This window comes from Bradyrhizobium sp. (assembly GCF_035570375.1).
Lineage (GTDB): Bacteria > Pseudomonadota > Alphaproteobacteria > Rhizobiales > Xanthobacteraceae > Bradyrhizobium.
In genome coordinates this window covers 19,395-31,908 of the sequence record NZ_DATMLW010000133.1, presented here as the reverse complement: position 1 = coordinate 31,908, position 12,514 = coordinate 19,395, and the positions used below count along the sequence as shown (strand labels likewise).

The following is a 12,514-nucleotide window of genomic DNA, read 5'->3' as shown; positions in this document are numbered from 1 at the left end:
GAACCCCTCATCCGGCGCTTCGCGCCACCTTCTCCCGCAAGGGGAGAAGGGGAAGAGAGCTACGCCGCCGCCGTCGTGACGCCGCCGTCGACGACGATGGTCTGGCCGGTCATGAAGGTGGAGGCATCGGAGGCGAGGTAGGCGACCGCGCCGGCGATTTCGTCGGGTTCGCCGATCCGGCGCAGCGGCGTGGTGGCGCAGCGGCGCTTCAGGCGCTCCTCGTCTTCCCACAGTGCTTTCGCGAAATCGGTTTTCACCAGGCCCGGTGCGACGCAATTGACGCGGACGCCCTTCGGGCCCCATTCGCCGGCCAGGCTGCGGCATAAGGCAAAGTCCGCGGCCTTGGAAATTCCGTAGGCGCCGATCACCGTAGAGCCACGAAGTCCGCCGATCGAGGAAATGATGACCACCGAACCATTGCCGCGCTCGGCCATTGGCGGGATCGCCAATTGACAGAGCCAGATGTTGCTCTTGACGTTGGAGTTCATGATCTTGTCGAAGGCGTCATCCTTGATGTCGAGCAGCGGGCCGTAATACGGATTGACCGCGGCGTTGCAGACCAGGATGTCGATCTTGCCGTAATGGCTGATGGTGCCCGCGATCAGTGCCTCGACTTCCGGCCGGCGCGAGATGTTGCAGGCGATGACATGGGCGTCGCCGCCCGCTTTGCGGATGCCGCCGGCGACTTCCTCGCAGGCGTCGGCCTTGCGGCTGGAAATGACAACCTTGGCGCCGAGCTTCGCCAGCAGTTCCGCCGAGGAACGGCCGATGCCGCGGCTCGACCCGGTGACGATTGCGACCTTGCCGGTGAGATCGAATGGGGTTCCCTTCACAACGCACACTCCATTTTGTGGTCATTCGCTTGTTGCTATCCGCGTCATGGCCGGGCTTGTCCCGGCCATCCACGTCTTCCTCTGCCGCCAAGACGTGGATGCCCGGCACGAAGGCCGGGCATGACGACTATTGTTCGTCATTCCGGGGCGATGCGAAGCATCGAACCCGGAATGACGGTTGAGAAAATCAAACCAGCCCGCCGCCCTGGGTGACGCGGCGCAGGTGGTAGTCGGTGTCGCCGAAGGTGTTCTCGATCATGGTCAGGCGCTTGAAGTAGTGGCCGATCTTCGCCTCCATGGTCATGCCGATGCCGCCATGGAGCTGGATCGACTGCTGGCCGACGAATTTTCCCGATTTGCCGATCTGCACCTTGGCGGCGGCGACCGCGGTGGCGCGCTCCTTCGCGTCCTCGAAATCGCAGGCCATGGTCGCAAACATCGACATCGAGCGGGCCTGTTCAAGCGCGACGAACATGTCCGCGGCACGGTGCTGCAAGGTCTGAAAACTGCCGATCGGCACGCCGAACTGCTTGCGCGTCTTCAGATATTCGACGGTCGTCTTCAGTGATTCATCCATCAAGCCGACCGCTTCGGCGCACATCGCGGTGCGCGCCTCGTCGACCACACGCTCGATCAGCGCAAGGCCGCTCTCGGGATCGCCGATCGCGGCATCGCTGCCGACTTCGACGCCGGTGAAGGTGATGTCGGCCGCGTGCAGGCCGTCCTGGGTCGGATAGCCCTTCTTCGCCACGCCCCTGGCGTCAGCCGGCACCAGGAACACGCCGACGCCGCTCGCATCGCGCTGACCGCCTCTGGTGCGCGCGGTCACGATCAGAGCGTCGGCGGCCTCGCCGTTGAGCACCACGAATTTCTCGCCGTCGATGGCCCACCCCGAACCCTTCTTCTTGGCCGAGGTGGTGACGTCGGAAAGATCGTAGCGCGAATTTTTCTCGAGCTGCGCGAAGCCGAAGGTCCTGGCTCCTTCGATGACGGGCGGAATGTGCGCCTCCTTCTGCGCGGCCGAGCCGCCATGGCGCAGGAAGCCGCCGCCGATCACCACCGTCGGCAGATAAGGCTCCACGACCAGCGCCTTACCCAGCGCCTCCATCACGATCATGGTCTCGACCGCGCCGGCGCCGAAGCCACCGTCGTTTTCCGAAAACGGCAAACCGAGCAGGCCCTGCTCGGCGAGCTTGCCCCAGACGGCTTTGCTCCAGCCGCCCTTCTCCTTCATGTATTTCTTGCGGGAATCGAAATCATAGGCGCTGCCAAGCAGTCCATCGACGCTTTCCTTGAGGAGTCTTTGCTCCTCCGACAAATCGAAATCCATTTTTTCTATTTCCCTGTATCAACAACTCTCGTCATTCCGGGATGCGCCTCTTGGCGCAGGCCCGGAATCCATACTCTCGATCGTGGTTATGGATTCCAGGCTCGCTCGTTTCACTCGCGCCCCGGAATGACAGCCAGTGAAGTCTAATCAAGCGCTCTCCCCGCCGTGGAGAGGAAGCTAAAGTCCGAGCACGGCCTTGGTAATGATGTTGCGCTGGATCTCGTTCGATCCGCCATAGATCGAGACCTTGCGGTTGTTGAAATAGCTCGGCGCGATCTGCGCGGTCCAGTCCATGGTTTCGTTCGAATCCTCATCGCCATGTTCGTCGTAGGGCGCGGCGAACGGCCCGATCACCTCCATCAGGAGCTCGGTGGTGGCCTGCTGGATTTCCGAGCCCTTGATCTTGAGCACGGAGGAAGCCGGGTTCGGCTTGCCTTTGCCGTGCTTGCCTTCGTCGGCAACGACGCGAAGCTGGGTCAGTTCGAGCGCCTTGAGCTCGATCTCGATCGCGGCGAGCTTCTCGCGGAAACCCTGGTCTTCCAGTACAGGCTTGCCGCCGGATTCGACCTTGGAGGCGAGATCCTTGATGCGGCGAATGCGCTCCTTGGAGACGCCAACCCGCGCAATGCCGGTGCGCTCGTTGCCGAGCAGGAATTTGGCGTAGTCCCAGCCCTTGTTCTCCTCGCCGACGAGGTTTTCGAGGGGCACCTCGACGTCGTCGAAAAACACCTCGTTGACCTCATGGCCGCCGTCGATGGTCTGGATCGGGCGCACCGTGATGCCCTTCGACTTCATGTCCATGAGCAGGAAGGAAATGCCGGTCTGCTTCTTCGCCGCCGGGTCGGTGCGGCACAGGCAGAAGATCATGTTGGCGTGTTGCGCCAGCGTGGTCCAGGTCTTCTGGCCGTTGACGATATATTTGTCGCCCTTGCGCTCGGCCTTGGTCTTGAGCGAAGCGAGGTCGGAACCCGAGCCGGGCTCCGAAAAGCCCTGGCACCACCAGTCGTCGACACTGGCGATACGTGGCAGGTAATGCTTCTTCTGCGTTTCGTTGCCGAAAGTATAGATGACGGGGCCGACCATGCTGACGCCGAAGGCGAGCGGCGCCGGCGCAGGATGCATCTGCAGCTCTTCGTTGAAGATGTAATGCTGCACCGAGGTCCATCCCGTTCCGCCATATTCCTTCGGCCAGTGCGACACGCCCCAGCCCTTCTTGTTCAGGATGCGCCACCACTCGACCATCTCTTCCCTGGAAAGATGGCGGCCTTCGACCATTTTCTGCCGCGTCGCGGCCGGCACATTGTCCCTGAAGAAGGCCCGCACTTCCTCGCGAAACGCGATTTCTTCCTTGCTGAAACTGAGATCCATCGGGTTCTCCTGTAAGCGAATAAGTCCTGTTCAACATACGGCACTCTGATCTCCCTCCCCCAGAAAGGGGGAGGGTCGGGGTGGGGGTCATCGTCGACGCAAAAGCTGATCCCCTCCCGGTTTGCTCCGCAAACCGACCTCCCCTTTTCAAGGGGAGGTTCAACACCTCGTCACTGCACCACCTCGAACAGGCCGGCCGCACCCATGCCGCCGCCCACGCACATGGTCACGACCGCGTACTTGGCCTTGCGGCGGCGGCCTTCGATCAGCGCGTGACCGGTGAGCCGCGCACCCGACATGCCGTAGGGATGGCCGACCGCGATCGCGCCGCCGTCGACGTTGAGCTTTTCCGGGTCGATGCCGAGCTTGTCGCGGCAGTAGATCACCTGCACGGCAAAAGCTTCGTTGAGCTCCCAAAGATCGATGTCATCGACCTTCAGCCCGTGACGCTTGAGCAGGCGCGGCACCGCGAACACCGGTCCGATGCCCATCTCGTCCGGCTCACAGCCGGCGGCGACAAAGCCGCGGAATATGCCGAGCGGCTTGAGGCCGCGCCTTGAGGCCTCCTTGTCGCTCATGATCACCGACGCGCTGGCCCCGTCCGACAGCTGGCTGGCATTGCCGGCGGTGATGGTGAAACCTTCACCGCGCACCGGCTTGAGCGCGGCAAGCCCTTCGGCTGAAGTGTCCGGCCGCGGGCCTTCATCCTTCGACAACGTGACCTCTTTCATCGAAATTTCGCCGGTCGCCTTGTCGGCGACGCCCATCATGGTAGTGATCGGCGCGAGTTCGTCGTTGAACTTGCCGCCCTGCTGCGCGGCGGCGACGCGGCGCTGGCTCTCGAGCGAATATTCGTCCTGCCGCTCGCGCGAAATGCCGTAGCGCTTGGCGACGACCTCCGCGGTGTCGATCATCGGCATGTAGACCTCGCCCTTGATCTTCAACAACGCCGGGTCCTGGGTGTGAAACTTGTTGGCGTGGTCGTTCTGCACCAGGCTGATAGATTCGCCGCCGCCGCCGACCGCGACCTCGACGCCGTCGAAAATCACCGAGCGCGCCGCAAGCGCAATCGCTTGCAGCCCCGAGGCGCATTGCCGGTCGATCGTGGTGCCGCCGACCGTGACCGGCAGGCCGGCGCGCAACAGTGCCTTGCGGGCGATGTTGCCGCCGGTCGTGCCCTGCTGTAGCGCTGCGCCCATCACCACGTCCTCGACCTCCTTCGGGTCGACCTTGGCGCGGGCAACGGCCTGGCCGATGGCGTGGCCGAGCAGGGTTGCGCCTTCGGTGGCGTTGAGCGCGCCGCGATAGGCCTTGCCGATCGGGGTGCGGGCGGTGGATACGATGACGGCGTCGGTCATGAACGACCTCCTGTTGGTAGTGTGGTGGATTTGACATTCGCTTCAGTATATCCGCGAGTCCTCTAGGCGAATGTCAAATCCTAAACCACACTAGAATGTTATATTTGCCGGTGTCGCTTTGGTTCTGACATTCGTAAACGAACCCTCCGCACCATGATACGAATGTCAGGACCGGGACATTAGTTGCTGTGGTTGTGGCTGCGCTCGTTGCAGCGTCGACTGTTGATTACGCAATTCATGGCGCGAGAGCTTGCCGACCGGCGTCTTCGGCAACTCGGCGACGAATTCCAGCGCCGTGGGAATTTCGTGCCGGCCGAGCTTGCCGGCAAGAAACGCCTTGAGCTGGTCCAGCGAGAACGCCTCCGCGCCCGGGCGCAACTTGATGAAGGCCTTCGCCGCTTCGCCCCGGTAATCGTCGACAACGCCGATCACGATCACTTCCTCAACGGCAGGATGTTCGTAGATCGCCTGCTCGATCATCTGCGGATAGACGTTGAAGCCGCCGGAGATGATCATGTCCTTCTTGCGATCGACCAGGAAGAAATAGCCGTCCTCGTCCTCATAGCCGATGTCGCCGGTCAGAAAACGATCGCCGACAAAGGCCTGCGCCGTTTCCTCCACCCGGTTCCAGTATCCCCTGGTAACGTTCGGTCCCCTGATGCGGATTTCGCCGACTTCGCCGGGCGCAAGCACCCTGGTCGGGTCAGAGAGCGCGACCACGTCCATTTCGATGCCGGGGAGCATCAGCCCGATCGAGCCGGGCTTATCGGGGCCGGCCTCGGGATGACCGGTGCCGGGGGAACAGGTCTCGGTCATGCCCCAGCCGCTCTTGAGTTTCATGTTGGTCTTGCGCTCGAAGATTTTCGCCACCTCGACGGGCAACGGGGCACCGCCCGATCCGCAACTGACAAGCGAGGACAGATCGCGGCTTTCGAGATCGGGGAGGCTCGCAATTGCGATCCACATCGTCGGCACACCGGGAAAAACGGTGGCGCGCTTGACCTCGATGTCGCGCATCGCCGCCTCGACGTCGAAACGCTGGTGCAGCGAGATCAGATCACCCCGCGAGAGCGACCGCAACATGATGACGGTGAGAGCATAGATGTGAAACAGCGGCAGCACGCAGATCACGCGCTCGATCGCGTTGCGCCTGGCCCGCGCGGCCTTGCCCCAGACGTCATAGATCGACACGGCGGAAGTCAGATTGCCGTGACTGAGCATCGCGCCTTTCGGCAGCCCCGTGGTGCCGCCGGTATATTGCAACAGCGCAACGTCATCGGGCGAAACCTGCGGCCACTGCGCAGGTTTTGTCGCGCCTTCGACGAATTTCGAGAACGTCACGATCGCCGGATGATCCGGAATCGGCGTGTGCGGGTTGCCGACCACGCCCCAGTGATCGTCTTCGCAGACGATCAGGCGATCGATCAGGCCCTTTTCCAGAAACTTGAGCGCGGTGGGCAACAATGCCGCAAGATCGCTGGTGATCAGGACGCGCGCGCCGCTGTCGCTCAATTTATGTGAAAGCGCCCGTTCGCCGTCGAGCGGGGAAAGATGCACGACGCGCCCTCCGGCCTTGAGCGCGCCGAAGAAGTTGACGGGATGGTCGGGCGAATTACCCAAAAACAGCGCGATCGACGTGTTTTTGCCGAAGCCCGCGCGCAGGAAAGCGGAAGCGGCGATTTCGGCCTTTTGTTCGAGCCCGACATAGGAAATGACGCGGTCACGAAATTCGATCGCTCCCCGCGCGCCGAATTCACCCGCTGCTTGCGACAACAGATCGGGCAATGTTCCGCGCGCGATCGGCTCGTCCCAGCGGACGCCTTCGGGATAGAATTTTTCGCCCGCGTAGGTCATGACCTGTGCTCAAAAACAAGCTCGTCATTCCGGGGCGACGCGCAAGCGGCGAACCCGGAATCCATAACCACCGAATGTGGATATGGATTCCGGGCCTGGCCCTTCGGGCCATCCCGGAATGACGGGTGCAAAGAGTCCATCACGCGGCTTTCGCCGGCTGGGCAAGCGATGCGAAAGTCTTGCCTTCGGCAGCCAGACGCTTGAGCAACGGCGCCGGCTCGAGCGAAGGATCGTTGGTCTCCTTGGCGTAGTACGAGAGCCGGTCGGCGATGTGCTTCAAGCCCACCTGGTCGGCATAAAACATCGGGCCGCCGCGATAGACCGGCCAGCCGTAACCGTAAAGCCAGATCACGTCGATGTCGCCCGGACGCGCGGCGATCTTCTCCTCGAGAATTCGTGCGCCTTCGTTGATCATCGGATACATCATGCGCTCGAGGATTTCCTCGTCGCTGACTGCGCGGCGCTTGCGCCCGAGCCTCTGAAGCGTCTCGTCGATCAGCTTCTCCACTTCGGGATCGGGCAGTGGCGCGCGCGAACCCGCTTCATATTTGTAATAGCCCTTGCCGGTCTTCTGGCCGAAACGGCCCGCCTCGCACAAGGCGTCGGCAATTTCCGACTTGATGCCGCGATCTTTGCGCGAACGCCAGCCGATATCGAGGCCGGCGAGATCGCCCATCGCGAACGGTCCCATCGGCATGCCGAATTTGGTCACCACCGCATCGACCTGTTGCGGCAATGCGCCTTCGAACAGCAATTTTTCCGCCTGCTTGCCGCGTTGCGCCAGCATGCGATTACCGACAAAGCCGTCGCAGACGCCGACCACCGCCGGCACCTTGGCGATCCGGCGCGCCACCGACACTGCGGTGGTGAGCACGTCGGGTGAGGTCTTTGCCGCGCGCACGATCTCGCACAGTTTCATCACATTGGCAGGACTGAAGAAGTGCATGCCAAGCACGTCCTGCGGGCGTTTGGTTTCCCTGGCGATTTCGTCGATGTTGAGATACGAGGTGTTGGAAGCCAGCACCGCGCCGGGCTTGGCGTATTTGTCGAGGGCCGCGAAAACCTCCTTCTTGATCGCCATGGTCTCGAACACGGCCTCGATGATCAGGTCCGCATCCTTCACGTGCTCGAGGCCGACCACGCCGTTGATCAACGCCATGCGCTTGGCGGGCGCATCGGGGGGAATGCCGCCGCGCGCGGCGGTCGCCTCGTAGTTCTTCTGCATCACGCCCATGCCGCGCTTGAGCTGCTCCTCGCCGGTCTCGATCAGGGTCACCGGGATGCCGGCATTGGCGAACGACATCGCGATGCCGCCGCCCATGGTGCCCGCGCCGATGATGGCGACGCGCTCGACCTTGCGCGGCTTGGTGCCTTCGGGGACGCCGGCGATCTTTGCAGCCTCGCGTTCGGCGAAGAACGCGTAACGCTGCGCCTTCGATTGATCGCTCGATACCAGCTTGAGGAAACCTTCGCGTTCCTTCTTCAAGCCCTCATCGAATGGCAGGTCGATCGCCGCCCCCACCGCGTCGGCCGCGGCAAACGGCGCTTCCAGCCCGCGTGCCTTCCTTGTCATCGCCGCAACCGCGCTGGTGAAGATCGAGCGGTCGGCTTTCGCCGCGGCAAGCTTGCTGTCGTCGTCGCGCAGCTTTCGCAAGGGGCGCTTTTCCGCCAGCACCTTGCGGGCAAACGCCTCGCCGCCGGAAGCGGGGCCTTCGACGATTTCCTCGATCAGGCCGTTCTTCAGGGCTTCAGAGGCGCCAATCGGATCGCCGCCCACGATCATCTTGACCGCAAGCTCGGGGCCGACCGCGCGCGGCAGCCGCTGCGTTCCGCCCGCGCCCGGCAACAGGCCAAGTTTCACCTCGGGCAGGCCCAGGCGAGCGTCCTTGGTGGCAACACGGAAATGGCAGGCGAGCGCGACTTCGAGACCGCCCCCGAGCGCGGTGCCGTGAATCGCGGCAACCACCGGCTTTGGCGAATTCTCGATTTCCGTCAACACCTCGTGAAGGCCTGGAGGCTTCGGAGGCTTGCCGAATTCGGTAATGTCGGCACCCGCAATGAAGGTGCGACCGGCGCAGGTCAATACAATCGCCTTCACTTCCGGATCGGCGATCGCGCGCTTGATGTTGTCCATAATACCGCCGCGCACTGCGGCGCTGAGCGCGTTCACCGGCGGGCTGTCGACCGTGACGATGGCAACCACGTCATGAGGCTCGAGACTGACCAGTTCGCTCACGGCACTCTCTCCTTTTTATATTTTGAATACCTTCCGCACTGCGGAATTGAATTCCGCATCTTGACAGCGAGGGTTATTTTGAAGCACGTCCCTTGTCAACGAGGGTCCGCGTAACGGTACTATTGCGGTGGATTTGACATTCGTAAAAGCACTCGCGGCGACATGATACGAATGTCGGAACGGGAACACTAGCGGCAGGCCATGAGGCGTACAGGCAGGAAAGTGGCGACCGATCGCAGCTTCGTTGTCGCGCTTTCCCGCGGTCTTGATGTGTTACGCGCATTTCAGCCTAACGACGGGCTTCTCGGTAATCAGGAGATTGCAGCCCGCACGAACTTGCCGAAGCCAACCGTCTCCCGGTTGACCTATACTCTCACCAGGCTCGGTTATCTTACACCGGTTCCACGTTTCGAGAAATATCAGCTCGCGCCGGCGGCGATGGCGCTGGGCTATGCGGCGCTGGCCAATCTCGGCGTCCGGCATCTGTCGGAACCGTTCCGAGAAGAATTGATGCGCGAGACCGGAGGGGCGGTGGCGGTTGGCGGCCGCGACCGTCTCAGCATGATCTATTTCGGCCAGAGTCGCGGCATGACCATCGGCGTTCAACTGGACGTCGGCTCGCGAATTCCGATCGCCACCACCGCGATGGGCCGCGCCTATCTCTGGGCCCTGGGGGAAGAGGAACGCGGCGAATTGTTGCGTGACCTGCGCGAGCATTACGGCAGCCGCTGGGCAAGGATGCGCGAGGGCGTCGAACGCGCCGGCGAGACGGTCGCAAAACACGGCTTTGCGATCTCGGCGGGCGAGTGGCACGACGACATTCACGCCGTCGGCGTAGCACTAAAGCTTAATGACGGAACGGGTCCTTATGCGTTTAACTGTGGTGCGCCCGCATTCCGCTTCACGGAAGAACGGCTGCGCACCGATATTGGACCCCGTCTGGTGGCAATGGTAAGAAACATCGAGGCTGCGCTCGGCGGCGCAGCACCGCAATCAAAAAAAGAACAAGGCAGGAAATTGAAAGCAGGAGGGAAACTTGCCCGCGTGGCTGAGGGGATCAGATAGCCTTCACCGCTGTGATCCGGCCGATTGGCGCGGTCGTTCCGGTCCGTTCCAGCACCGGTGCGAGGCGCGATGACGCAAACCCGACCGGCGCCGGAGAATTCGCCGCTGCTTGCGGTTTGCGACGTCAGCGTCGTCTTCGGCGGCATCGTCGCCCTGAACGGCGTATCGTTCGAGATGCGCCAGGGCCAGATCCTGGGCCTGATCGGCCCAAATGGAGCCGGCAAGACCACGCTGTTCAATTGCCTGAGCCGGCTCTATCAGCCGAGCGCAGGCGACATCCTAATGGAAGGCCGAAGCATCCTGAACCGGCCGCCACACCGCATCGCCGAAATCGGCATCGGACGCACCTTCCAGAACGTCGCGCTGTTTCCGAATCTTTCGGTTCTCGACAATGTCCGCCTCGGCGCCCATTCCCGGACCAACAGCGACATCGTCAGCGATTCCTTGAGACTTCCCTGGGTGCGCCGCGGCGAGGCCGAGCTCAACGGGCGCGTTCACGAGATCGTCAGCTATCTCGAACTCGACGGCGTGGCCCACACCACGGTTTCCGGGCTGCCGTTTGGAACCCAGAAGCGCGTGGAACTGGCGCGCGCGCTCGCCGCCGAGCCAAAAATCCTGTTGCTCGACGAACCCGCCGGCGGTCTCAACCACGAGGAAGTCCATGCGCTTGGCGATCTGATCCGCCGGATCCGCAGCGACCGCAAGGTCACGGTGCTGCTCGTCGAACATCACATGGGTCTGGTGATGTCGATCGCCGACCACGTGGTCGCATTGAATTTCGGCCGCAAGCTCGCGGAGGGAACACCTTCCGTGGTGCAGTCCGACCCCGACGTCATCAAGGCCTATCTGGGGAGCAAGGATCAATGACCGCGCTCCTCAATATCAAGGCGCTGAATGCCTATTACGGCCAGGTCCAGGCGCTGCACGGCCTGGCGTTCAGTCTCACGCAGGGAAGCGTGACCACGCTGCTCGGGGCCAATGGCGCCGGCAAGACCACCACCTTGCGTGCGATCTGCAACATGGTGCGTTCCACGGGCGCGATCGAATTCGACGGCGCTCCCCTTGCCGGCCGTTCGACCGAAAACATCGTCCGCCTCGGGATTGCCCATGTGCCTCAGGGCCGCGGCACCTTCACCAGCATGACGGTGGAAGAAAACCTCCAGCTTGGCGCGATCACGCGCGGCGACAAGGTCGGCGTGGTGTCCGATATCGAACGCATGTACGACCATTTTCCGGTGCTCAAGCAGCGCTATAGCCAACAAGCCGGGACGTTGTCGGGCGGCGAGCAGCAGATGCTCGCGGTTGCCCGTGCGCTGATGTTGCGGCCGCGGCTGATGCTGCTCGACGAACCTTCGTTCGGCCTGGCGCCATTGATCGTGCGCGACCTGTTCAAGATTCTCGGCAAGATCAATCGCGAGGACAAGGTCACCATTCTCGTGGTCGAGCAGAACGCCCAGCTAGCGCTGGAGCTCGCCGACCACGCCTATGTGATCGAGACCGGACGCATCGTGATGTCGGGCACCGCCGACGAAATCGCGAACAACGAAGACGTCCGTAAATCCTATCTCGGATATTAGGAGCGCGCGGCCATGGAGCTTTTCACCAATCAGGTCCTGGCCGGCATCGCCACCGGCGCCATCTATGCCTGCATGGCGCTTGCGCTGGTCATGATCTACCAAGCGATCGACCATCTCAATTTCGCCCAGGGCGAAATGGCGATGTTCTCGACCTTCGTCTCCTGGCAGTTGATGCAATGGGGCGTGCCTTACTGGGGCGCGTTCCTGCTGACGCTCGCTCTTTCGTTCGCGGGCGGCATCGTGATCGAACGCCTGCTGTTCAAGCCGCTGGCGAAAGCCCCGATCCTGACCAACGTCGCCGGCTTCATCGCGCTGTTTGCGATCATCAACAGCGTCGCCGGCCTGATCTGGGATTTCACCATCAAGCAATACCCGACGCCGTTCGGCTCCTCGCCGTTTCTGGGTAGCCAGCTGATCTCGACCCACCAGGCCGGCATGATCGGCGTCACCCTGCTGCTGTTGATCGCGCTGTACGTCTTCTTCCGCTTCACGCGGATGGGGCTTGCGATGCGCGCGGCGGCTTCAGTTCCTGAATCGGCGCGGCTGGTCGGCATCAATACTTCCTGGATGATCGCGCTCGGCTGGGGCATGGCGGCGGCGATCGGCTCGATCGCCGGCATGCTGATCGCGCCGGTGGTGTTTCTCGAGCCGAACATGATGGGCGGCGTCCTGATCTACGGCTTCGCCGCCGCCGTGCTCGGCGGTCTCACCAGCCCGTTCGGCGCGGTCGTCGGCGGGTTTCTGGTCGGAATCTTCGAAAATCTCGCCGGCACCTACATCCCCGGCGTCGGCAATGAACTGAAGCTGCCGATCGCGCTGGCGCTGATCGTCACCGTTCTGGTCGTCAAGCCGGCCGGGCTGTTTGGCCGGCCCATCGTGAAGCGGGTTTGATC

Annotated in this window: 10 protein-coding genes; 4 read left to right on the top strand and 6 right to left on the bottom strand. The window is 62.6% G+C overall.

What is annotated here, in order from left to right; translation table 11 throughout:
* Positions 1 to 59 precede the first annotated feature (59 nt).
* The 6 genes from VNX23_RS14485 to VNX23_RS14460 all read right to left on the bottom strand — a co-directional run bounded on the left by VNX23_RS14485 (position 60) and on the right by VNX23_RS14460 (position 8,979).
* Positions 60 to 833: an SDR family oxidoreductase gene (locus tag VNX23_RS14485; RefSeq protein WP_325631077.1), complete on the bottom strand. Its 774-nt coding sequence runs from the start codon at positions 831 to 833 to the stop codon at positions 60 to 62.
* Between the two features lie 187 nt (positions 834 to 1,020).
* The gene (gene pimD / locus VNX23_RS14480) at positions 1,021 to 2,163 is read right to left on the bottom strand and encodes a pimeloyl-CoA dehydrogenase small subunit (RefSeq protein WP_325631076.1); all 1,143 of its coding nucleotides are present in this window, start codon (positions 2,161 to 2,163) and stop codon (positions 1,021 to 1,023) included.
* Positions 2,164 to 2,340: 177 nt separating this feature from the next.
* Positions 2,341 to 3,531, bottom strand: coding sequence for a pimeloyl-CoA dehydrogenase large subunit (pimC, locus tag VNX23_RS14475; protein WP_325631074.1), 1,191 nt, complete (start codon positions 3,529 to 3,531; stop codon positions 2,341 to 2,343).
* A 170-nt stretch (positions 3,532 to 3,701) separates the two neighbouring features.
* Entirely contained in the window at positions 3,702 to 4,889 is a 1,188-nt protein-coding gene (locus VNX23_RS14470; RefSeq protein WP_325631072.1) for an acetyl-CoA C-acyltransferase, read from the bottom strand.
* Between the two features lie 165 nt (positions 4,890 to 5,054).
* On the bottom strand, positions 5,055 to 6,743 hold the full coding sequence (gene pimA / locus VNX23_RS14465; RefSeq protein WP_325631071.1) for a dicarboxylate--CoA ligase PimA: 1,689 nt from the start codon (positions 6,741 to 6,743) through the stop codon (positions 5,055 to 5,057).
* Positions 6,744 to 6,882: 139 nt separating this feature from the next.
* The gene (locus VNX23_RS14460; protein WP_325631069.1) at positions 6,883 to 8,979 is read right to left on the bottom strand and encodes a 3-hydroxyacyl-CoA dehydrogenase NAD-binding domain-containing protein; all 2,097 of its coding nucleotides are present in this window, start codon (positions 8,977 to 8,979) and stop codon (positions 6,883 to 6,885) included.
* 201 nt (positions 8,980 to 9,180) lie between these two features.
* On the opposite strand from VNX23_RS14460, the gene VNX23_RS14455 reads away from it, so the two are divergent.
* The 4 genes from VNX23_RS14455 to VNX23_RS14440 all read left to right on the top strand — a co-directional run bounded on the left by VNX23_RS14455 (position 9,181) and on the right by VNX23_RS14440 (position 12,512).
* Positions 9,181 to 10,044, top strand: a complete 864-nt coding sequence (locus VNX23_RS14455; protein ID WP_325631068.1) for an IclR family transcriptional regulator — start codon at positions 9,181 to 9,183, stop codon at positions 10,042 to 10,044.
* 69 nt (positions 10,045 to 10,113) lie between these two features.
* The gene (locus tag VNX23_RS14450) at positions 10,114 to 10,911 is read left to right on the top strand and encodes an ABC transporter ATP-binding protein (protein WP_325631066.1); all 798 of its coding nucleotides are present in this window, start codon (positions 10,114 to 10,116) and stop codon (positions 10,909 to 10,911) included.
* On the top strand, positions 10,908 to 11,621 hold the full coding sequence (locus VNX23_RS14445; protein ID WP_325631064.1) for an ABC transporter ATP-binding protein: 714 nt from the start codon (positions 10,908 to 10,910) through the stop codon (positions 11,619 to 11,621). Before VNX23_RS14450 ends, VNX23_RS14445 begins: the two co-directional genes overlap by 4 nt.
* Before the next feature lie 12 nt (positions 11,622 to 11,633).
* Positions 11,634 to 12,512, top strand: a complete 879-nt coding sequence (locus tag VNX23_RS14440; RefSeq protein ID WP_325631062.1) for a branched-chain amino acid ABC transporter permease — start codon at positions 11,634 to 11,636, stop codon at positions 12,510 to 12,512.
* The last annotated feature ends 2 nt before the right edge of the window (positions 12,513 to 12,514 follow it).